This is a genomic window from Mesorhizobium huakuii (genome assembly GCF_014189455.1).
Taxonomy (GTDB): domain Bacteria; phylum Pseudomonadota; class Alphaproteobacteria; order Rhizobiales; family Rhizobiaceae; genus Mesorhizobium; species Mesorhizobium huakuii_A.
The window spans coordinates 6,835,541-6,856,614 of record NZ_CP050296.1 but is presented as its reverse complement, the minus strand read 5'-3'; the positions used below and the strand labels follow the sequence as shown (position 1 = coordinate 6,856,614).

19 protein-coding genes and 1 pseudogene are annotated in these 21,074 nt (G+C 62.0%); 15 read left to right on the top strand and 5 right to left on the bottom strand.

The genetic code is table 11. The features are described from left to right. Positions 1-90: 90 nt before the first annotated feature. Positions 91-972 (bottom strand): HpcH/HpaI aldolase/citrate lyase family protein, encoded by an 882-nt coding sequence (locus HB778_RS33535; protein WP_183460094.1) that lies wholly within the window; start codon positions 970-972, stop codon positions 91-93. After that, entirely contained in the window at positions 972-1,424 is a 453-nt protein-coding gene (locus HB778_RS33530; RefSeq protein WP_183460092.1) for a MaoC family dehydratase, read from the bottom strand. Before HB778_RS33530 ends, HB778_RS33535 begins: the two co-directional genes overlap by 1 nt. Positions 1,425-1,577: 153 nt before the next feature. On the opposite strand from HB778_RS33530, the pseudogene HB778_RS33525 reads away from it, so the two are divergent. The 3 genes and pseudogenes from HB778_RS33525 (at position 1,578) to HB778_RS33515 (ending at position 3,568) form a co-directional block, all read left to right on the top strand. Next, positions 1,578-2,701, top strand: a pseudogene (locus HB778_RS33525) (DUF2336 domain-containing protein). Between the two features lie 76 nt (positions 2,702-2,777). Beyond that, a complete protein-coding gene (locus HB778_RS33520) occupies positions 2,778-3,083 on the top strand; it encodes a nucleotidyltransferase family protein (RefSeq protein WP_183460090.1) in 306 nt (101 codons plus the stop codon). Between the two features lie 26 nt (positions 3,084-3,109). Further along, a complete protein-coding gene (locus HB778_RS33515; RefSeq protein ID WP_183460088.1) occupies positions 3,110-3,568 on the top strand; it encodes a HEPN domain-containing protein in 459 nt (152 codons plus the stop codon). Between the two features lie 7 nt (positions 3,569-3,575). On the opposite strand, the gene HB778_RS33510 is transcribed toward HB778_RS33515, so the two are convergent. Continuing rightward, on the bottom strand, positions 3,576-5,645 hold the full coding sequence (locus tag HB778_RS33510; protein WP_183460086.1) for an FUSC family protein: 2,070 nt from the start codon (positions 5,643-5,645) through the stop codon (positions 3,576-3,578). Positions 5,646-5,689: 44 nt separating this feature from the next. After that, on the bottom strand, positions 5,690-7,747 hold the full coding sequence (gene parE, locus HB778_RS33505) for a DNA topoisomerase IV subunit B (protein WP_183460084.1): 2,058 nt from the start codon (positions 7,745-7,747) through the stop codon (positions 5,690-5,692). Between the two features lie 237 nt (positions 7,748-7,984). Here parE and cpaB point away from each other — a divergent pair, with 237 nt between their 5' ends. The 11 genes from cpaB to HB778_RS33450 all read left to right on the top strand — a co-directional run bounded on the left by cpaB (position 7,985) and on the right by HB778_RS33450 (position 18,512). After that, positions 7,985-8,911 carry a Flp pilus assembly protein CpaB gene (gene cpaB / locus HB778_RS33500; RefSeq protein WP_244661729.1) on the top strand — a complete coding sequence of 309 codons (927 nt, stop codon included), beginning with the start codon at positions 7,985-7,987 and terminating at the stop codon, positions 8,909-8,911. A gap of 30 nt (positions 8,912-8,941) precedes the next feature. Next, on the top strand, positions 8,942-10,387 hold the full coding sequence (locus HB778_RS33495; protein WP_183460082.1) for a type II and III secretion system protein family protein: 1,446 nt from the start codon (positions 8,942-8,944) through the stop codon (positions 10,385-10,387). A gap of 4 nt (positions 10,388-10,391) precedes the next feature. Continuing rightward, positions 10,392-10,670 carry a hypothetical protein gene (locus HB778_RS33490; RefSeq protein WP_183460080.1) on the top strand — a complete coding sequence of 93 codons (279 nt, stop codon included), beginning with the start codon at positions 10,392-10,394 and terminating at the stop codon, positions 10,668-10,670. A gap of 36 nt (positions 10,671-10,706) precedes the next feature. After that, entirely contained in the window at positions 10,707-11,921 is a 1,215-nt protein-coding gene (locus tag HB778_RS33485; RefSeq protein WP_183460078.1) for a response regulator/pilus assembly protein, read from the top strand. Next, the gene (locus HB778_RS33480) at positions 11,918-13,339 is read left to right on the top strand and encodes a CpaF family protein (RefSeq protein ID WP_183460076.1); all 1,422 of its coding nucleotides are present in this window, start codon (positions 11,918-11,920) and stop codon (positions 13,337-13,339) included. Before HB778_RS33485 ends, HB778_RS33480 begins: the two co-directional genes overlap by 4 nt. A gap of 4 nt (positions 13,340-13,343) precedes the next feature. Then, the gene (locus HB778_RS33475) at positions 13,344-14,309 is read left to right on the top strand and encodes a type II secretion system F family protein (RefSeq protein WP_183460074.1); all 966 of its coding nucleotides are present in this window, start codon (positions 13,344-13,346) and stop codon (positions 14,307-14,309) included. Position 14,310: 1 nt separating this feature from the next. Then, complete coding sequence (locus HB778_RS33470) at positions 14,311-15,282, top strand: type II secretion system F family protein (RefSeq protein ID WP_183460072.1); 972 nt, start codon at positions 14,311-14,313, stop codon at positions 15,280-15,282. Between the two features lie 176 nt (positions 15,283-15,458). Further along, a complete protein-coding gene (locus HB778_RS33465; RefSeq protein ID WP_183460070.1) occupies positions 15,459-15,974 on the top strand; it encodes a hypothetical protein in 516 nt (171 codons plus the stop codon). Between the two features lie 549 nt (positions 15,975-16,523). After that, positions 16,524-16,877: a hypothetical protein gene (locus HB778_RS33460; RefSeq protein WP_095199995.1), complete on the top strand. Its 354-nt coding sequence runs from the start codon at positions 16,524-16,526 to the stop codon at positions 16,875-16,877. Positions 16,878-17,048: 171 nt separating this feature from the next. Beyond that, positions 17,049-17,882, top strand: a complete 834-nt coding sequence (locus HB778_RS33455; protein WP_095199996.1) for a hypothetical protein — start codon at positions 17,049-17,051, stop codon at positions 17,880-17,882. Positions 17,883-18,038: 156 nt separating this feature from the next. Continuing rightward, complete coding sequence (locus HB778_RS33450) at positions 18,039-18,512, top strand: tetratricopeptide repeat protein (RefSeq protein WP_095200294.1); 474 nt, start codon at positions 18,039-18,041, stop codon at positions 18,510-18,512. A gap of 449 nt (positions 18,513-18,961) precedes the next feature. Here HB778_RS33450 and HB778_RS33445 read toward each other — a convergent pair whose 3' ends face one another. Next, entirely contained in the window at positions 18,962-19,987 is a 1,026-nt protein-coding gene (locus HB778_RS33445; RefSeq protein ID WP_183453740.1) for an IS110 family transposase, read from the bottom strand. A gap of 135 nt (positions 19,988-20,122) precedes the next feature. Between HB778_RS33445 and HB778_RS33440 the strand changes: the two genes are divergently transcribed. Continuing rightward, positions 20,123-21,066 (top strand): IS630 family transposase gene (locus HB778_RS33440; RefSeq protein ID WP_183459129.1). Its coding sequence is split into 2 segments (ribosomal slippage): positions 20,123-20,459 and positions 20,459-21,066, totalling 945 coding nucleotides; the frame shifts between segments, so codons are not numbered across the junction. The last annotated feature ends 8 nt before the right edge of the window (positions 21,067-21,074 follow it).

Below are 21,074 nucleotides of genomic sequence, written 5' to 3'. Positions count from 1 at the left end.
CACCGTTTCATGGAAACGGTGAACCGCTCTAACTCTTTGTTCTGACGCAATTCCGGACGGAAAACCGCTCACACTTTTCCTGGAATTGCTCTAAACGAAGATCCCGGCTGCCTTGGCGCGTGCCAGCAGCCGTTCGGCCAGCCGCAAATGCGGGCGGTCGAACATCTTGCCGTCGATGCCGACGACGCCGGGATTTCCGGCGGCTTCGAACGCCGCGACGATTGCCGCCGACTGTTTTACCGCCTCGGTCGAGGGCGTGAAGGCGGCGTTGATGACGGGCACTTGATCGGGGTGGATCGCCATCTTGCCGGTGAAGCCGTCGCGCTCGGCTTCAGCGCACTCAGTAGCAAAGGCCGCCATGTCGCGAAAATTCGGGAACACGGTGTCGATCGCCGCGACCTCGGCGGCACCGGCCGCAAGGATGGTCGCCAGGCGAGCATGGCGGAAGAGATCGGTGTAGCGGCCTTGCTCGTCACGGGCCGTGCGCGCGCCGATCGCCGCCGACAGGTCTTCCGCGCCCCAGGTGAGACCGGCGAGCCGCGCGCTAACGCCGGCATAGGTCGCGGCGGCGAGCACACCCGCCGGGGTTTCGGTGATGATCGGCAGGATCTTGATCGAGCCGTCGGCCAGGCCGTTCTCGGCCTCGTGCACCCTGAGCTTTGCCGAGAGCTGCTGCACATCTTGGCCGCTGTTGGACTTCGGCAGCATGATGCCGTCCGGCTTCACGGGAACAAGCGCCGCAAGATCGTCATCCGTCAGCCCGGTCGAGAGGTCGTTGACCCTGATATAAATCGCCGCGCTGGTTTGTCCCCTGCGTTCGGCGATAAAGCGTGCCGCGACCGCGCGCGCATTTGCCTTGTTCTGTGGCGCGACGGAATCCTCGAGGTCGACGATCACGACGTCGGCGCCGGCGCCACAGCCTTTTTCAAGCTTGCGCTCGGAATCCCCGGGGACGAACAGCAGCGAGCGCATCAGGCGGCCTTCTTCAGCATCATCGCTTGCCTGGTGCATTTGGCGACAAGGTCGCCATGCTGGTTGTAGGCGCGGTGCTCGAATTCGACGATGCCGCGATCGGGCTTCGATTTGGACTCGCGCACCGAAATGACTGTGGTCTCGACGCGGATCGTGTCGCCGTGGAACACCGGATGCGGAAAGGTGGTTTCCTTCATGCCGAGGTTGGCGACCGTCGTGCCGACCGTGATGTCGTTGACCGAAATGCCGATCATCAGGCCGAGCGTGAACAGCGAGTTGACCAGCGGTTTGCCCCACTCGCTCCTGGCGGCGAAATCGAAGTCGATATGCAGCGGTTGCGGGTTCAGCGTCATCACCGAAAACAGCATGTTGTCGCTTTCGGTAACAGTCTTGCGCAGCGTGTGCTGGAAGACATGGCCGACGACAAATTCCTCGAGATATAGCCCGGCCATTTTCAGTCTCCTGCGCTGATTGACGGTTGATAGGCGCTGCATCCAGCACTCGCAAGCCAGTTAATGAACATGGTGAACCGTTCGTAAACCATTTCTGCCTACCGTCTTCAGCGGGGCCGGAAACCTTCCGGCAAGGGGCGTAAGCAGACGGGCATGGTTGTTGTTTCGCATTTCCTGAAGTGGATCTACACGGCAAGAGTGTCCGAGCGCGCCGCCGCGCCAACGCACTGGCCCGGGCCTATGTCAATTCCGAATTGCCGTTCGAGGATCGCTGCGCTGCCGAGGCGGCACTGACGCTGCTGCTCGACGATGCCTCGTCGAAGGTGCGGCTGGCGATGGCCGAAGCGCTTTCGATGAGCCAGCATGCGCCGCTGCAGATCATCAGTGCGCTGGCCTCCGATCAGCCGGAAGTCGCCGGTGTGGTGCTGGCGCGTTCGCCGCTGCTCACCGACGCCGATCTGATCAACCGTGTGGCGGCGAGCCAGAAGGCAACGCAGAAGCTGATCGCCGACCGTCCCGTTGTCTCGATGGCGCTGTCGGCGGCCATCGCCGAGATCGGCGAGGCGGAAGCCTGCGCGGTGCTGCTGGCCAACAGCGGCGCCGACATCGCTTCGCTGAGCTTTCGCCGCATGGCCGAACGCCATGGGCATCTGCCGCTGGTACGCGAGGCGCTGATATCGGATGCACGTCTGCCTGCCGACTGCCGGCATATGCTGCTCATCAAGCTCGGCGAGACATTGAAGACGTCACCACTGGTGATGGCGTTGATGGGCGCCGCGCGTGCCGACCGCGTTATGCGGGACGCCTGCGTCAAAGCCTCGGTGACGCTGATCGAGGGCACGCACCAGGAAGAACATGCCGCGCTGATCGAGCATCTCAGGCTGCGCGGCGATCTCACCGCGAGCTTCCTCATCCGCACCATTGCGCATGGCAAGGTCGATTTCTTCGGCTCCACGCTGGTCGCGCTCAGCCTGCAATCCGAGCCGCGGGTGAGGGCGCTTTTGGCCGGCGGGCACGATGTGGCCTTGCAGGCATTGTTCCGCAGTGCCGGCCTTGCCGCCGCCACGCATGCCATCATCCTGCGTGCGCTGAAAATCTGGCGTGAAGTCGCCAATGGCAAGCGCGTCGCCGGCGTGCAAGAAGTCAGCTGGCTGATGCTCAAGGAATTGGGCGGGCAAGCCGCGGAAGGCGATCTTGCCGCCCTGGTCAAGTCGATCCATCTCGATGCGCTGCGCGAGAACGCGCGGGGTCACGCGCTGGCGATCGCGGCGGCCTAGCTCGATACCTTTCGAACGGCCGGATGGTCTTGATGCTTGCGTTGTCGGCGCAAAAAATCGGTACTATGTTTCAAGCATGCGCCATCCATCTTCAACGCGCCTGACGGTACCGGTCGAGATTCGGCCGCTGATTGATGAAATCAGGGTTCGTCTGAACCCCGATTCCATCTGGCTGTTCGGCAGCCGGGCCCGGGGCGACAATCGACCTGACAGCGACTGGGATATTCTCGTTGCTTTGCCGGATGATGCCAGACCGGAACTGCTGGACCCACTGATCGGTTGGGCGATTCAACACGAACTCGGAATTCCTGCGACAATCCTGTCCACCACATCGAGTGCTTTGGCTGCGAGCTGGGATTCTGCGAAACACGATCGCCTATGACGTCGCCCGGGACGGACGTCGATTGGATGTCTGACCAGTGGACCATCGCCAGCGCGCTTCGGTTGGCGAACGGGTGTATCCGGGATGCGCATATCCTTGCTGCATCAGGATCCCGCAACGCAGCCTATCTCAGCCAGCAGGCGATTGAGCAGATCATCCGGGCACTCGCGACTTCAGAGGCTATTCACATAGAACGTCACGATGCCCACCAGCTCGACAAGATTGTAAGGCGATTTCCAGACGATAACGCTGAGAAAGCAGAGTTGAAGTCACTCGTTTGGCTGGAGGCCTATGCGACCACTTTCAGATATACTTTGCCTTCTGGTCAGATACCCCGTGCGCCCGAAAAGGCAAAGCTTCAGAAAGCCATAGAGGACATTTCGAGCCTTATCCTGCGAGTCGCGGGGCACTTCAAAGTTGACCTTGGCGATGAATCAAAGCCGGCCCAGACCGTGACACCGATGCGCGGGTCTAGCCCGCAATGACATTCGTCTAAGACCTGTTTTTAGTGAAAAAATCCGGAAAATCCTCCATCGCTGCGGCAATGATGCGCAGTGATGCCGCGATCTGCAGCATTTCGCCGGTGGCGTTTCGCTGGGCGATGCCCGCGGCATACTGCCGGGCGACGGCGATGGTCGCTGTTTGCGGATCGCCAGGGGCGCGGAAGAGCAGTTCGCGTGCCAATCCCCTCAGGAAATTGGCGATCGAAAGTGTGGTTTCGGACGGGATGGCGTGGTTTTGGCTGGCATCGCGCAGCCGCAGGATCTCCAGGCCGACCGTGACTGCGGCGACGCCGCCACCCAGCACCGCCTCGCCCTTCCTGCCGGAATTCTGCACCAGCGGCATCAGCTGGTTGATCCGATCATAGGCGAGGCTCTCGAAGGCCGAACGCCTCGGCACGCGCTCGTGCAGGCAAAGCCGCGCCAGATCCTCGCGCATGGCGCGCACGATACGATTGGCTGCGAGCCACGGATCTGCGGGTAGCACGACAATGAAGACGCCGATTGCCAGCAGGATGCCGACCAGCACCGACGCCGAGCCGGCGAAGAAGGGGCCGGGATCGTAGGTCATCGCCTGATGCGGGCTGAGGAAGGCTAGGAAGTTGATGGCGAAGGCCGTGGCTATCCCGACATAGCGCGGATTGGCCATGCCCAGTGCCGTCGGCACCAGAATAGGCACGACAAACAGGACGAACCAGCCGAAGCCGGGCAGGGCAGGCAATGCGATCTGGCCGACGAGGAAGGCGAAGGGCAAAGCGAGCAACGTTCCCTTGAAGAAGCCCCAGGACACCTGCACAGGGTCGGGGCGAGCGGCAAACAGGCTCGACACGACGGCAACGAGAATGACGGTGCCGGCCGCTTCCGACCATTTCGTCGTCAGCCAGAACGCCGCGACCAGCAGTGTGGCAAGGGCGGCGCGGATGGCATTGCGCGCCGCGCCGGGATAGTCGCGATGCACCACCAGGGCAGGCTGCCGGCTGCCGGGACCCGGCCGGCGCGTGACCGGCGCGCGCAGTGCGTCGAGCCCGCGTAGCACCTGCTTCAGCGCTTCGGCGAAATCGGCGGCGATGGTGAGGCGGGTGATGGTGCCGACCCTGTCGTCGCCCTGATCGGTCGTGGCATCTGGCATTTGCCGGGCCTTGGCCGAGATGGCGTCGAGGCGTGCCGCCCAGGGCGTGGTGTCATCCAAGGCGCTGGGCTTGGCGGCTAGCTCGCTCACAAGCGCCTGCAATTCCGAGCGCACCGGGATAAGGGCCGCGTTCTTCGGAGCGGCGTGCGAATGCAGCGCACGGGCCGCCGACAGGGCCGAGAGCAGTTGCCCGATCGTGCGCCGGACCGGATGGGCGCGCGGTGCGAAGCTCGGCGCTTCGAGCCTGGCATAGGCGCGCATCTCGCCAAGCGTCTGGGTGTCGGCGATCAGTTTCCGGTGCAGGCCGGCGAGCGTTGCCGGATCACCACCGGAAAACGCACCGCCGGCATAGGTGGCGAGATCGAGAATGCAGCGTTTCAGCCGCGAGATGATGGCATCACTGGCGAGTTTCGGCAGGATCAGCCGGCTGGTCACGCCGGCGCAGACGATCCCAAGCACGATTTCCGCGCAACGCGCGACAGCGAGATCGACGACCAGATGCGGCTGTCCGAAGGCAGGCAGGCCGATGATCATGGCGGTGTAGCCGGCAAGTGCGGCACCATAGGCTTCGGGATTGCGCAGCAGCGAAGAGACCAGAGTGCAGATGCCGATCCAGACGGCGAGCACTGTCACCAGCACCCATGGATTGGTGCCGAACACCGTGGTGATGCCGATCGCCGCAACGCCACCGGCGAGCGTGCCGAGCAACCGGTAAAAACCTTTCGCCAGCACCATGCCGGCAACCGGCTGGGCGACGATGAACACCGTCATCATCGCCCATTGCGGATGGTCGAGCTTGAGGGCGTAGGCAGCGAGAAGCGCGATCAGGCCGGCCGACACAGTTCTAAGGGCGAAAATCCAGTCCGAGCGCGTCGGTTGCGTCAGTCCGGCCAGGCTCGTTTCGAAATAGGCTTTCAGCCAGGCGCCGGTCACATGCTCGTCTCCGCAAGTTGAGCCTGTTATGGACCGGCAGACGGCTAGATATCCAGCACTTCCGTTTCGGCGAATTCGGCACGTTCCTGGATGAAGCGGAAGCGGGCTTCCGGCTTGGTGCCCATCAGCTCATCGACCCTATCCTTGGTGGCTGAATCGATTTCGTTCACATCGACCCTGAGCAGCGTGCGCTTCCTCGGATCCATGGTGGTCTCCTTGAGCTGCGAGGCCATCATTTCGCCCAGACCCTTGAAGCGGCCAAGCTCGACCTTGCCGCGCCCGGTGAATTCGGTGCGCAGGAGCTCGTCCTTGTGCGCGTCGTCGCGGGCGTACGCAACCTTCCCGCCTTGGCGGATCGAGTAAAGCGGCGGCACCGCCAGGTAGAGATGACCGCCACGCACAAGCGCCGGCATTTCCTGATAGAAGAAGGTGATCAGCAGCGAGGCGATGTGGGCGCCGTCGACGTCGGCGTCGGTCATGATGATCACGCGGTCGTAGCGCAGATCCTCGTCTCGGTATTTTGAGCGCGTACCGCAGCCGAGCGCTTGGATCAGGTCCGATATCTGCTGGTTGGCGGCCAGCTTGTCGTTGCCGGCACTGGCGACGTTGAGGATTTTGCCGCGCAATGGCAGCACCGCCTGGCTGGCACGGTCGCGCGCCTGCTTGGCCGAGCCGCCGGCCGAGTCGCCTTCGACGATGAAGAGTTCGGCGCCTGCCGCGGCGTTCTGCGTGCAGTCGGCGAGCTTGCCCGGCAGCCTGAGCTTGCGCACCGCGCTCTTGCGCGACACCTCCTTTTCCTGGCGGCGGCGCACCCGCTCGTCGGCGCGCGCGATCACCCAATCGAGCAGCTTCGAAGCTTCCTGCGGATTGTCGGCCAGCCAATGGTCGAACGGATCGCGGATCGCGGTCTCGACAATGCGGATCGCCTCGATCGTTGCCAGCCTGTCCTTGGTCTGGCCGACGAACTCCGGCTCGCGGATGAACACCGACAGCATGCCGGCCGCCGAGATCATGACGTCTTCGGAGGTGACGACGGAGGCACGCTTGTTGCCGACGAGATCGGCATAGGCGCGCAAGCCGCGCGTCAGCACGTTGCGGAATCCGGCCTCGTGGGTGCCGCCTTCAGCCGTCGGGATGGTGTTGCAGTAGGAATTGATGAAGCCGTCGCCGCCGAACCAGGTCACCGCCCATTCCAGCGAGCCATGGCCGCCCTGCTTTTCGCTTTTTCCCGCGAAAATTTCGCGCGTCACCTGGAAATCGTCGCCGAGCGACGCCTTGAGATAATCCTTCAGGCCGCCCGGAAAATGGAACTCAGCCTTGGCCGGCGTCGGGTCCTTGTCCTTGATCAGGGAGGGATCGCAGGTCCAGCGGATTTCGACGCCGCCGAAGAGATAGGCCTTCGAACGCGTCATGCGATAGAGCCGAGCCGGCTCGAAGGCGCAGCCCTTGCCGAAGATCTGCTCGTCGGGATGGAAGCGGGTCTTGGTGCCGCGGCGGTTATGGACTTCGCCGAGGTGCTCCAGACCGCTTACGGGGATGCCGCGCGAGAATCTTTGGCGGTAGAGCTGGCGGCCTCGCGCGACTTCGACCTCGAGATGGTCCGACAGCGCGTTGACGACGGAGACGCCGACGCCGTGCAGGCCGCCCGAGGTCTCGTAAACCTTGGAGTCGAATTTGCCGCCCGAATGCAGCGTCGTCATAATGACTTCGAGCGCCGGCTTCTTGTATTTCGGATGCGGATCGACCGGGATGCCGCGGCCATTGTCGGTAACGGTCAGGAACCCGTCGGCCGAAAGCTCGACGTCGATGAAGGTGGCATGGCCGGCAACCGCCTCGTCCATGGAATTGTCGATGACCTCGGCGAACAGATGGTGCATCGCCTTGTCGTCGGTGCCGCCAATATACATGCCCGGCCGGCGGCGTACCGGCTCCAGGCCTTCAAGCACCTCGATGTCGGCGGCACTATAGCCCTCGCTGCCATCTTTGGTCGCGGCCGGGCGCTTGGCCGCTGCCTGCACCAGCGGATCCGCCGGGCGCGCGGGTGTACGAACAGGCTGTGGTTGCTTGTCGATATTGCCGAAGAGATCGTTGTTGTCGTCCATGCCTGCCATCGGGTCCGATGCTGCGAATCACCCGTCGATACTGCCACGCTTTGCGGCGCCAAGCGACGGAGGTTCCTGTTACGTTCGGGGATTTGACCCCTCATATCCTAAAACCATTCGATAACCAAGCCGGCGGAAATAGGTCCAATACCACCGTTCTGCATTCCTGATTCTTTAACAAAGCGGCCTAGCGTGAGCCCAACATAACAAGAAACTGCAGGCATCAGGGGTTTCGGCGTGAGGGGCAAGGCCATAACGATGATCGGCATCGCTGCCGTTTTCGGCGCGATCTCGATCTTTGCCGCGGATTTCTGGGTCAAGAGCCAGGCCAAGCCCAATGCCGAGGAGAAGACGGCGTCGATCGCCGCTCCGGCACCGCCCAGGATCGAGTTCAAGACCATCGTGGTGGCGAACGCGCCGTTGCGCTACGGCATGGAACTCGACCGCGCCAAGCTCAGCGAAATCCCGTGGCCGCAGGATTCCCTGCCGCAGGGCGCCTTCCCGACGATCGACGGATTGCTCGGCGAAGGCAGCCGCGTCGTGCTCTCGCCGATCGAGGTCAACGAACCGGTGCTGCTGACCAAGCTGTCGGGGCCAAATGGCCGCGCGACGCTCTCCAACATGATGACCCCCGGAATGCGGGCGGTCACCATCCGCACCGATGAGATCGCCGGTGTCGGCGGCTTCGTCACGCCGGGCGACCGCGTCGATGTCGTGCTGACGCGCGATGCCGGCGAAATCCAGGAAGTCGCCAAGAACGCGCAAGGGGCGGCCGGGTCGACCGTCACCTCCGAGATCGTCGTTGCCGACGCCAAGGTACTGAGCGTCGGCCAGGGTGCCGATGTGCGCCAGACGACGCCACAGATCTCCAATTCGGTGACCATCGAGGTGACGACCGAAGGTGCGCAGAAAGTGGCGCTTGCCCGCACCGTTGGCACGCTGTCGCTGTCGCTTCGTTCCGCGGGCGAAGGCGGCGATGGCAAGAACGGCGTCACCACCATCTCTTCCTTCGGCGGATCGGTGGCGGCCAAGGCTCAGGCGGCGGCCGGCTCGCTGTTCGATGCGATGACCAAGGAGCCGGAGAAGCCGAAATTCAAGACAATCGTCGTGACGCGCGGCACGAAGGCCGAGGAATATCAGGTTCCTGCGCGGGACCAGAAGTAAAGGCCGGTGGGGACCGGACGGGACAGGGCAATGTTGATGCGTACCCTATATCGAATGACGGGCCGGCTGCGCTTCGTGCGCATCCTGGCGATGGCGGTTGCTCTGGCTGCGGGCGGGATGCTCACCTTGCCCGGCGCGGCCAAGGCGGACAATGATGTGGTCTATGTCTCGTCGACCAAGAACGCGTCGATCAAGGTAGCCAAGGGCAAGCCCAAGACGATCGTGACGAGTGCCGCCTTCTACCAGATCGTCATCGGCGATCCGGAGATCGCCAACGTCAATCCGCTGACCGACAAATCCTTCTATGTGCTGGGCAACAATCTCGGCACCACCGGTATTGCGCTGTTCGACGACAAAAAGCAGCTTGTCGGCACCATCGACATCGAGGTGACGCTCGACACCGACCAGCTGGCCAGCACCATCCGCGCCAGCGTGCCGGACGCCAAGATCAAGGTCGGCTCGGCCAATGGCCGCGTCGTGCTGTCGGGCGAAGCCGATGACGCGGTGGCGGCGGACAAGGCAAGCAAGATCGCCAGCCGCTTTTCCGGCAATGAGGAAGTGATCAACTCGGTCAACATCTCGTCCTCGCAGCAGGTTCAGCTCAACGTCCGCTTTGTCGAGATCAACCGCCAGGCCGGCCAGGATCTCGGCGCCAAATACAGCGCCAATTTCGCCTATGGCCTGGGCGGGCGCGACGTCACCATCGATCCGGGGACCGTGCCGGCGGCAGGGACCGGCGAAATCATCGGCCGGCTGCTGTCGAACGGTGCGTCGGTCGATATCGCCATCAAGGCGCTGGAAGAGCGCGGCCTTGCCCGACGGCTGGCCGAACCGAACCTGATCGCCCGTTCCGGTCAGACGGCGAGCTTCCTGGCCGGCGGCGAATTCCCGATCCCGGTCTCGGAAGACAACGGCAAGATCTCCGTCACCTACAAGAAATACGGCGTCAGCCTGGACTTCACGCCGACCGTGCTCAAAGACGGGCTGGTGAGCCTCGACATCGCGCCGGAAGTCTCTTCGATCGATGCGTCGTCCTCCTACAACATCGGCACTATCTCCGTGCCGGGCTTCATCGTGCGCCGCGCCAGGACGTCGGTCGATCTCAAGAACGGCCAGAGCTTCATGATCGCGGGACTGCTGCAGTCGCAAAACGACATCACCACGTCGCGCATTCCCGGCCTCGGCAAGATGCCGGTGCTCGGGGCGCTGTTCTCGTCGAAATCCTACCAGCGGCGCGAGACCGATCTGGTCATCATCGTCACGCCCTATCTGGTCAAGCCGGTCGATCCGTCGAAGAAGATGGCCGAGCCGACCGACGGCACCCAGCCGGCCAGCAATGCCGACTATTTCCTCAACAACACCGAGGAAGTGAAGGCGTCGGACAGCGGCCGCGCGCTGGCGCTGGCCGATGGCAACACCGCACGGACCGCTCCCGCCACCACGGTCGGGCACTTCCTCGATCTGCCGAAGGACTGAAGCCATGCGTCTGGTCCTGAGATCGAGCGTCACCTTGCTTCTTGCCGGTTTGGCCGGCGGCTGCACCAGCGACGATTATGTCCGCAGCGAAGGGGTGACGTCGGGTGCCGGCAACGCCCAGGCCGCCAACACCGTCATGCAGATGGTCGACCCGTGGAAATACGGCGTCCAGAACACCAGGCTTCTCGTGCCTGCCAAGCGTGGCGATACCGGACCTGTCACGCCCGATCAGGCGGCGGGCGCGAAGGCATCTCAGACGCCCACGGGCACCGCGGGCAACTGACCCCAAAGGGCGATCAAGCTCACAGGCTGACAAAAAATGGCAAACGGCATCAAGACCCGGAAAATCCTGCTCGTATCGACGGACAGGACTTTCGTGCAGGACACGCGGACCGCATTCGCCGCCTCCGAGATCATCCAGCTCTCGGCGGTGGAAAAGAATGTCACCGAACTGCGCGGCGAGATCCAGGAGACGGATTTCGGCGCCATCATCGTCGACATGGACGCGGCGAAGCTGGAGGAGGTCGAGTCGCTGCAGCGCATCATGCGCCGGCTGGAGGGCAAGGCGCCGGTGGTCGTGGTTACCCAGGAGTTCAACGCCGCCGCCGTGCGCATCCTGGTGCAGCTCAAGGTCGCGGACTTCCTGGTCAAGCCGATCACCACTGCCGATCTGGTGCGCTCGGTCGTGCGGGCCCTGCAAGGGCCGGGGCGTGAGGAAAACACCGAGTCGCAGATCTACACCTTCATGCCGGCCGCCGGCGGCGTCGGCACCACGACACTGGCGCTGCAGACCGCGTTCCAACTGCATCATTCGGTGACGCGCGGCGCCTCGACCTGCGTGGTCGACCTCAATTTCCAGCAGGGCGCCTGCGCCGAATATCTCGACCTCGAGCCGCGTTTCGACATCACCGAGATCGAGAACCAGCCAGAACGTCTCGACCGGCAACTGCTCGATGTGATGCTGTCTAAGCATGCCAGCGGCCTTTGCGTGCTGGCGGCACCGACGCACCCTGCGGAGATGCGCTCGTTCAAGACCGATGTCGTGGTGCGTATGCTGGATCTCGTCTCGGCCTATTTCGACAATGTCGTCATCGACATGCCGCGCACCTGGTTTCCGTGGACGGAGACCGTGCTGCTTGGCTCCAACAAGCTCTATATCGTCGCCGAGATGACGGTGCCGTGCCTGCGCCACACGCAAAGGCTGATCCAGGCGGTCTACGAGACCGCCGGCAAGGAAGTGAAGCCGAACGTCATCGTCAACCGTTTCGAGCAGAAGATGTTCGACAATGGCATCAAGCAGGCGGACGTCCAGGAAATCCTAGGTGAGCATTTCGTCGGTGGCATCTCCAACAACTACCGGCTGGTGCGCGAGGCGGTCGACCGCGGCGTGCCCCTGCACGAGATCGATCCGAACGCCAATGTCATCAACGATTTGAAGAAGATCATCCTTCCGGAAGAGGCAGTCGCGACCGGGGTCAAGTCGAAGTCGCTGTTCAGCTTCGGCAAGGGTCTGTTGAAGAGGAAGGCCGGATGACCAGTCGTTTTTCAACCCTGCAGAATCGCGACGCGCGCCCGCTCCGTCCGGCTGATACAACGCCGGTCGCGCATCACGCGGTCGTCATCCCGACCAGCCGAAAGGCATCGCCGGCAAAGCCGGATGTCGCACCGGCAAAGAGCGCCAACAAGGTGCTCGATGCGCGCGTGCGCATTCACCGGATGCTGCTCGAAGAAATCAACCTCGTCGCGCTGGAGCGTTTGCCCAAGGAGGAGATGCGCCGGCAGGTGCATGATTTCGTTTCGGAAAAAACTCGCCAGGAGCGGATGGCGATCAACACCGTCGAACTCGAAGCGCTGGTCGATGATATCGTCGACGAGATGGTCGGCCTCGGCCCGCTCGAGCCATTGCTCAAGGACCCCGATATCAACGACATCCTGATCAACGGCCACCAGAACTGCTTCATCGAAAAGAAGGGCAAGCTGCAGCAGGTCCATATCCCGTTCAAGGACGAGGCGCATCTGCTTAGAATCATTAACAAGATCGTCGCCGCGGTCGGCCGCCGCGTCGACGAATCGCAGCCGATGGTCGATGCGCGCATGCTGGATGGCTCGCGCTTCAACGCCGCCATCCGCCCGGTCGGCGTCGACGGGCCGCTGGTGTCGATCCGCAAATTCTCCAAGAATAAGCTCGGCCTACACAAGCTGGTCGAATTCGGCGCCATCACCCAGAACATGGCCGAAGTGCTGGCGGCGGCGGTGCACGCCCGCAAGACGACGATCATCTCGGGCGGTACCGGCACCGGCAAGACGACGATGCTCAACGCGCTGTCGGCCTTCATTCCCGAAGACGAACGGTTGATCACCATCGAGGACGCTGCCGAACTTCAGCTGCAGCAGCCGCATGTCGCGCGCATGGAGACGCGCCCCGCCAACATTGAGGGCCATGGCGAGTTGAAGCAGCGCGATCTCGTCAAGAACGCGCTGCGCATGCGCCCCGACCGCGTCATCCTCGGCGAGTGCCGCGGCGAGGAGGCTTTCGACATGTTGCAGGCGATGAACACCGGCCATGAGGGGTCGATGGCGACCATCCACGCCAACACGCCGCGCGACGCCATTTCGCGCCTCGAACAGATGCTGGGCATGACCGGCATGCCGATGACGGTGCAGTCGATCCGCAGCCAGATCGCCAGCGCCATCGACATCATCGTTCAGCTGACCCGGCTTTCCGACGGCAAGCGCAAGGTGACAAGCGTCGCCGAGGTGACCGGCATGGAAGGCGACGTCATCCAGACGCAGGAGATCTTCCGCTTCGTGCGCACCGGCATGGATGCCGACGGTGGGATTCTCGGCTATTTCGAGGCGACCGGCATTCGGCCGCGCTTCCTTGAGGATATGCGCGCCATGGGCATCGAGTTTCCCGGGCGGTATTTCGAACCCGGCCGGCCGCAGGAGTAACCAGGTGTTCGATGGGCTGAGCGCAATCTATGTCGTCTATGCCGGAGCAGCGCTCACCGGCATCATGATCGCCGAGGCCTGTTATCTCCTCTACGCCGGCCGCAGCGACAAGCGCACCGCCATCAACCGGCGCATGAAGCTGCAGGAAAACAAGATCAGCCAGGAGCAGGTGCTGATCCAGCTGCGCAAGGAGCGCGGCCTCGACGCCGGCACCTCGCTGTTCTCGCCGGACCGGTTCCGCGCGCTGCGCACGCAGTCGGGCATGATCATGCCGCTGTCGAAATTCCTGATGATCACCTCGGGCGTGGCGATGGCCATAAGCCTGGTCGCCATCTGGCATGGCTTGCCGCTGCTGATGGGGCTTCTCCTGTTCGTCGTGCTGCTGCCGTTGGTGCCGGTGATGGTGATGCGCTTCAAGCGCAAGCGCCGGCTCAAGCGCTTCGGCATGCAACTGCCCGAGGCCCTGGAACTGATCACGCGCGGCCTCAAGGCCGGTCACCCGGTGCCGGTGGCCGTCGCCATGGTGTCGCGCGAGATGCCCGATCCGATCGGCACTGAGTTCGGCGTCATCGCCGATGAGGTGACCTATGGTTCCGATCTGGTCTCGGCGTTGAATTCGCTGTTCGACAGGGTTGGCCATGAGGATCTGCCGCTGTTCATCACCGCCGTCTCGATCCAGTCCAGTTCTGGCGGCAATCTGCGCGAAATCCTCGATGGCCTGGCGTTGACGATCCGCGAGCGCGGCAAGCTGCGCCGCAAGGTACGCGCCATCTCGACCGAGGGCCGCATGTCGGCCTACATCCTGACGGCGATACCGGCGCTGCTGTTTGCCGCCATCATGGCGCTGATGCCGGGCTTCTACCGCGATGTCTGGGGCGAGCCGAAAACCTGGTACCTGATCGGTGGGTCGGTCGCCTGGCTGATGCTGGGCAATCTGATGATGTTCAAAATGTCGAATTTCAGGTTCTGACATGCAGGGCTTCATCGAGTTCCTCGCCTCGCTTGCACCGACCTCCTTGATACCGGTGGCCGTCCTGCTTCTGGCGCTCGGCAGTGTCGCGGTTGCCTGGCCGATGGTCATGGCGAAGGGCGACCGCAACGAGGTGAAGCGCCGGCTCAAGGTCGACCAAAGTGCCGTGACGGCGAAGCCCGAGCCGCTGCAGAAGAAGAACACCGGCGTCGTGCGCGAGAAGGCGGTGAAGCGGGCGCAGGAGTTCTACGCCAAGAGCGATCCGGAAAATGTCGCCCGGTTGCGCATGAAGCTGATCCAGGCCGGCTATATGGAGCCGCGCGCCGTCGGCACCTTCTTCATCATCCGCTTCTCGGCGCTGGTCGGCGCCGCGTTCGGCGCCTTTGTCCTCAACCAGTGGATGGCCAGCGCCGAAGCGACGATGGCCAGCCGCTGGGCGTTCGTCATCCTGTCGGGCGTTGCCGGCTATTTCCTGCCCGGCCTGGTGCTGACCCAGAAGGTGCGGGAGAAGATGCGCGAATACCGCAACGGCTTTCCCGACTTCATGGATTTGATGATCGTCTGCTCGGATGCCGGCATGAGCATGGAAGCCGGTATCGAGCGCGTCTCGAAGGAGCTCGCCAAGACCTATCCAGCACTCAGCCAGAATTTGCAGCTGGTGTCGTTGGAACTGCGGGCCGGGCGCAGCCTCGACGACGCGCTGAAGGCGCTCGCCGAGCGCCTCAGCCTGGACGAGGTCCGCTCCTTCGCCACGCTGTTGCAGCAGTCGAAGGAACTCGGCACCAGCCTGTCGGGAGCGCTGCGCGTCTTCTCCGACGAAATGCGCCACAAGCGCATGTCGCTGGCCGAGGAGAAGGCGCACGCCTTGCCGGCCAAGATGTCGATACCGGTGACGGTGTGCATCCTGCCGGTGGTGCTGATGATCGCGGTCATTCCAATCATCGTCAAAATGACGAACGGCCAATTTCATTGATGTTCAGCCGCAGGGCATGAAGAGCGATCAAAGTGCACTGTCACCGTAATTCGTCGTTTCTTGGACAAAATGGCATAGGGACGGTATTTCACTAATATGAACTATTCGATCATACAGCCGCCCTTTACCCTGAAGTTTCGAGATATGTCGGCAGATGACTTGAAAGACTATCGAAGATGGTTTTTGAATCCATGCCGCTTAGGCTGGTTGAGCTGCAAGGCGCGGTGAACTCAGACCCGAATTTTAGGACTTGGAAACCAGATCATAGCCGAGCCTCCATTGAGGCCTTGGGACAATGGCTCTCCCATCAAGTGGAAACGAGAGCGCGTACGGCCGAAGAGATCGACCGGATCAAAGGAAGTGCAGCTTTCGACTTTGGCGTTCCCGCTGGAGAGCTTACGAATAGGACATTTTCCCTTGCGATGGATGCAGGGATGTATTTTGGCCAGACGCTTAAAAGCCGATACCCGCATCTCAAATGGGATCAGCCGCTCAAGAACAAGAAATTCGCCGATTTTGGCCAAGTTGTTCTGGTTGGATTCGGGAGGGCAAGCCTGAACCCTGTAAGAATTGTTGTGACCTTCTGCTATGGCGTCGCGGGCGGCAAGCAGGCGCCCAGACGCTTAGATGAGGTTTACGGATACTGGTCCAGCCTCGCCAATGAGACGAAAGGAACAGCGAACGCTGGATAAAGCGCTTCAGGTAGCAGCACATCGGCATCTGCAAAGTCAGCAAATGAGAGTCGACAAATCCGAAGCGGGGGCCGACAACTGTCATCCTGCCCGAGCGCGGCCCTGCGATGTAGGCCCTCCAATGCGAATACTGTTTCTTGCCCTCGCTCTCTTCGCCGCCCAGCGAGGCGGCTATGCCTATAAGGGGGTGCGGCTATGCCTATAAGGGGGTGAAGAGGGATTAAAGTGCACTGTCACCGTAACTCCCAAATTGATGATGCGGTTCGAAATGGAGACCGGATCGACGCAATCGACAGAGCGACCGGCGACCCCGCCACTCGATATATAGATCCTTCAACAGGTCAATCGGTCGTCGTAAACAATAGGACAGGTGAAATTAAGCAGGTTGGGGGCCCGGGGTTCAAATTTGGCCCGGAGAGTGGCGACGTTCCGGGCGCGAGCGTAAGGCCGCCGCCGTTCCAAGGGCCTGTACAGCCCGAAGTCCCACTAGAGCCTGAGATGCCGCCAAACTTACTTGAGGATCCACTCATAATTCTTGATTTTTGAAAAATGGATAAGAAAATGCAGTGGGAAAAAATCCTGCCAAAACCTCTCGTAAAGAAAGCATATAGATCTAGGTCGGAACTTGCTTGGCCTAAGGAGGATGCGCTCAGTGTGATTAATATTCTGCAGGAATCTGGATACTTAATAATTGGAGTGGACATCTGGCTGGCGACAGAGAACGGCCCAACGATACCAACCCCATTTGTCTATGACTGGGACTTATCTGCGCAAGAATCGGATAACAGTCAGAATTCGACTGCAGAAGAGTTTATTGCCTCCTTTCAATGGGATCCAAGTGACACCTCACACGGAGGCCGGCCCCCTTACTTCAACATTTTAGCGCAGCTGAAACAATCCTGAGCAGTTGACGAACTGCATTCCGTGACGAAAGGAACAGCGAACGCTGGATAAAGCGGTTCAGGTAGCTGCACATCGGCATCTGCAAAATCGGCAAATGATCATCGACAAACGCCGGGCAGGGGCTGACAACCATCATCCTGCCAGAACGCGGCCCTGCGCCATGAGAACCCCATGCGAATAGTGTTGTGTGCCGCCTCCCTCATTCTCGCCGCCGCCAGCCTGTGGCCCGCCCAGGCCGCGGCAGACGATTGCGGCGATGCTGCCGCGCTGTTGCGGCAGGCCTATCCCAAGGTTCAGAAAGGCGCCGACGGCGACTCCTTTACGCTCGAACCCCATACCAGCATTGCGCTCGCGGATCCGCAGGACCTTATGCCCGGCTTGGTCTGCAAGGTCTGGCCTGCCCATGACGATCTGCTGCTGGTCGCGGTGCCGCTGATCGACAGCGCCCGGTCCAGCGACGACGAGCATTTTGGCGATATCGAGCTTCTGGTCGTCGACAGGAAGACCCTGCAGGTACGCCAGCGCCTTATGCAGCCGAGGCTGATGAACGACGATGCCGTCGCCATCCGCGGCATCGAATTCGATTCCGGCCGCTATGGGCTGGCGCCCGGTGTCACCGCCTTCGGCCTGCGCATCGACATGGCCAACCATTCGCAGCCCAATCCCTTCAGCGAAACCGACCTGCGGCTCTACGCCATCGCCGGCGATGCGCTGCACGTGGTGCTCGACGGCCTCGTTGTGGCCAGCAATGGCGGCGAAAGCGACACCAATTGTGCGGGATCCTTTCATTCGAGCCAGGTCAGCCTGGCTATGAGCCCGACGGTCCATCGCGGCTACCACGACATGATCGTGGTCGAGCGGAGGGATACCGGCACGTCATCTCCCGACAAGAATGGCGAGTGCCAGTCCCATCCCGGCAAGCCTGTGAGCCAGACGTACCGGCTGCGCTATGACGGCAGCCGCTATCCGGTTCCGGTCGCGCTCAAGGTCCTGGACACGCCGTGAGAGCGCGGTTCGCGTCTGCTTGAGGTGCGGCCCCGTGGTTAATGGCCGGTATTCCTGAAACCAAATCTTGGATGCATTTCGGCACCGAAGCTTAACCGCTGTGCTGTAGTGTCTTTCCTGAAGAACGACCCGGCAAATCGGGCGACGGGGCAGGGCATGCGTCAGATAAAATTTGCGGCGGCGGCCACGATGGCGGCCGTCCTGATGATCACCGGGTGCACGACGAACAACAACGTCGACACGACCAAGACCACGGCCATTCAGCCGGCCGCCAAGGATGTCGACACATCCGATCTGGCGCAAGGCAAGGCGCAGTTTCGCGACGCCAATTATGGTCTCGCCGAACAGCATTTCCGCAAGGCCGTCGAGTTGAAGGCCGACAATGCCGAGGCCTGGATGGGGCTCGCCGCCTCCTATGACGAGCTCGGCCGCTTCGACTTTGCCGACCGTGCCTACGGCCAGCTCTTGAAGGTCGCCGGCCGCAAGCCGCAGATCGTCAACAATATGGGCTATTCGCAACTGTTGCGCGGCAACAAGAAGAAGGCCAGGGCGCTGCTGCTCGAGGCGAAGGCCGGGATGGCCGACCCCACGGTCGTCAACGCCAATCTCGCACTGCTGAACAAGGGCTGACGCGCGCTTGATCCTCGCGCCGGCTGAGGGCGCGGTTTCCAGACAGGCACTGTCGACGCTTTGTAAACCGTAACCGCAGCTTGGGTCGATAGATCAGCTGAAAACCATGTCCGAGGACAGCCGCTGACCTAGAGCACGTCCCGCGATCGATGAATCGATTGTGATGTGACGTCGGGCTGCATGGGTGATTCAACATCCCCTTTGATGAGGTTGTCTAATCGCCGTGGGGACGTCAAGTATCTTCGTTCTTGGAGATGCGTTTGCCGGGTACACGGTTGTCTTCGCGGTCGACATCGGTCGCCGCATGATGGAGCTTCGCGGGAGGAGCCTTCAATGTGGACGACGCACTTTGCTGAGTCAGCGGTGCAACCCCATCAGCGGAATGGCTCGGCCCCACGTCCCGGCAGGGACGTCTCAGGCGCTCAGATCCTGAACGCTATCCGCAAATTTCATGTTGTTGCTCCTGCGTTCCGATCAAAGAGCTCGCCAGTCTTGAGCATCGCATGCATCGTGACCGCCAGTTTGCGCGCTACGGCAACGGCCGCGCGTTTGAAGCCGATCCTCTCGCGGAGCTTGAGGCCCCATGTCCGCAGGGTGCTCTCGGTCGTGCTACGCGTCAGAATGACCGACGCTGCTTCGTAGAGAAGCCCTCGCAAATGGCGGTCACCGCGTCGGGATATATGGCCGTCATAATCGACTTCTCCGGATTGGTAGCGGCGCGTCGTCAGGCCGATCCAGGCGCCAACAGATCGGGACTTCTTGAAGTTGCCCGGATCTTCAATGGCAGTGGCGAAGGAGGTTGCGGTGATGGCGCCGATGCCAGGGATCGACATGAGTATGCGGCATGCCTGGCTCTGACGTGCATCTGCGACGAGCTGGCGCCCAAGCTCGGCGGCACGAATCCGTATCCCGCGCCAGGCTTCCAACATCGGCAGCACGATAAGAGCAAGTTCCTTGTGATCGATAAGAAGGCCCCGAACGTTCTTCTCGAATGTGGTTCCCTTACCTGCAGGAACGAGCAACCCGAATGTCTTCATGAGCCCCCGGATCTGGTTTGAAAGCTCGGTGGTGATTCGGACCAGCCGGGTGCGAGCCGACACGAGCGTCCGGGTCAACATGCTGTCGAAACCTTTCACGCGCACCTCGCGAAAGAACCCGACTTCTGCAAGCTGCGCCAAACCATCGGCATCATTCGCATCCGTCTTATTCGCCGCCATATCGAGCGCAGCTTTGGCGTGACGGGCATCGATGCAGATTGCCGGTAATCCCTTGGCGCGTAGCGCATGATAGAACCATACGGAGAGAGGCCCCGTTTCGAACACCACTCGTTTTACAGCTGGCGCCCGCTTACGGACAAGCTCGGCAATGATGTTGGGATCAGATGCGCACTTCCCGCGCCAGATCCGTTCGCCTTCACGGCGGATCGAAACTGCCGTCTCTTTCATCGACACATCGAGACCGATATATTCTTCCATGGCTGTTCTCCATTCGATGTTTGGGCCCGGCGTCAGCCGTGAGCCCGTATTTCCATCCTATCGGGGAACAGCCACCCTCCAAGACTACGATTGATTTCTAGGGCAACTCGCTCCCGCGATTACCCCATGTGGATGATGGCAAGAGCACTGAGCGGCGACCTTCGATCCCGGGTCTTGAAGGCTTCGGACGCGGGCATGTCGGCACGGCAGGCGGCGGCGCGGTTCGGCGTCGGCATATCGAGTGCGATCCGGTGGATCGCACGGGCGAAGATCGGCGAGCGGATGCCTCGCCCGCAAGGCCGCCGACGCGCGTCCAGCCTTGATGCCCACGAAGCCTTCATCGTCGGGCTGATCGATGAGCGCAAGGACATCACGCTGAACGAAATGGTGGAACGGCTGGGGGACGAGCGGTCGGTACGGATCAGCCGCAGCGCCTTGAGCGCATGGCTTCGCGGCCACGGGTGGACGTTCAAAAAAAGTCCGCACACGCACTGGAGCAGGACCGCCCCGACATCCTGAAGCGCCGTCGCGCCTGGTTCGACGGCCAGCTCGATCTCGATCCAGCGAAGCTCGTCTTCATTGATGAGACCGGGCTATCGACCAAGATGGCCCGTCTGCGGGGACGTGCGCCGCGCGGTGAGCGCTGCCGGGCCGGCGTGCCGCACGGCCATTGGAAGACCACCACCTTCACCGGCGCGTTACGGCTGACAGGAATGACCGCTCCGTTCGTCTACGACGGCGCCATGAACGGCAACGTGTTCCTGGCTTATGTTGAGCAGGTTCTGGTTCCGACCCTGTCGGAGGGCGACGTCGTCATCATGGACAATTTGCCGGCGCACAAGGCGGCCGGCGTGCGCGAGGCGATCGAGACGACCGGCTCGAGGCTCATGTTCCTGCCGCCCTACAGCCCCGACTTCAATCCGATCGAAAACGCCTTCTCAAAACTCAAGGCTCTTATGCGCGCCAAAGCCGAGAGAACAATCACAGCCCTGTGGAACGCCGTCGGATCGCTCGTTGACCTCTTCACCCCAGCCGAATGCCAGAACTACTTCAAGGCCGCAGGCTATGACCCGGATTAAACCGGACG

Bases quoted from the DNA above. Each gene is read 5' to 3' on its own strand.
- HB778_RS33535 (WP_183460094.1), bottom strand. From the start codon at position 972: ATGCGCTCGCTGCTGTTCGTCCCCGGGGATTCCGAGCGCAAGCTTGAA.
- HB778_RS33530 (WP_183460092.1), bottom strand. From the start codon at position 1,424: ATGGCCGGGCTATATCTCGAGGAATTTGTCGTCGGCCATGTCTTCCAG.
- HB778_RS33520 (WP_183460090.1), top strand. From the start codon at position 2,778: ATGCGCCATCCATCTTCAACGCGCCTGACGGTACCGGTCGAGATTCGG.
- HB778_RS33515 (WP_183460088.1), top strand. From the start codon at position 3,110: ATGTCTGACCAGTGGACCATCGCCAGCGCGCTTCGGTTGGCGAACGGG.
- parE (WP_183460084.1), bottom strand. From the start codon at position 7,747: ATGGACGACAACAACGATCTCTTCGGCAATATCGACAAGCAACCACAG.
- HB778_RS33495 (WP_183460082.1), top strand. From the start codon at position 8,942: ATGTTGATGCGTACCCTATATCGAATGACGGGCCGGCTGCGCTTCGTG.
- HB778_RS33490 (WP_183460080.1), top strand. From the start codon at position 10,392: ATGCGTCTGGTCCTGAGATCGAGCGTCACCTTGCTTCTTGCCGGTTTG.
- HB778_RS33485 (WP_183460078.1), top strand. From the start codon at position 10,707: ATGGCAAACGGCATCAAGACCCGGAAAATCCTGCTCGTATCGACGGAC.
- HB778_RS33480 (WP_183460076.1), top strand. From the start codon at position 11,918: ATGACCAGTCGTTTTTCAACCCTGCAGAATCGCGACGCGCGCCCGCTC.
- HB778_RS33470 (WP_183460072.1), top strand. From the start codon at position 14,311: ATGCAGGGCTTCATCGAGTTCCTCGCCTCGCTTGCACCGACCTCCTTG.
- HB778_RS33465 (WP_183460070.1), top strand. From the start codon at position 15,459: ATGGTTTTTGAATCCATGCCGCTTAGGCTGGTTGAGCTGCAAGGCGCG.
- HB778_RS33460 (WP_095199995.1), top strand. From the start codon at position 16,524: ATGGATAAGAAAATGCAGTGGGAAAAAATCCTGCCAAAACCTCTCGTA.
- HB778_RS33455 (WP_095199996.1), top strand. From the start codon at position 17,049: ATGCGAATAGTGTTGTGTGCCGCCTCCCTCATTCTCGCCGCCGCCAGC.
- HB778_RS33450 (WP_095200294.1), top strand. From the start codon at position 18,039: ATGCGTCAGATAAAATTTGCGGCGGCGGCCACGATGGCGGCCGTCCTG.
- HB778_RS33445 (WP_183453740.1), bottom strand. From the start codon at position 19,987: ATGGAAGAATATATCGGTCTCGATGTGTCGATGAAAGAGACGGCAGTT.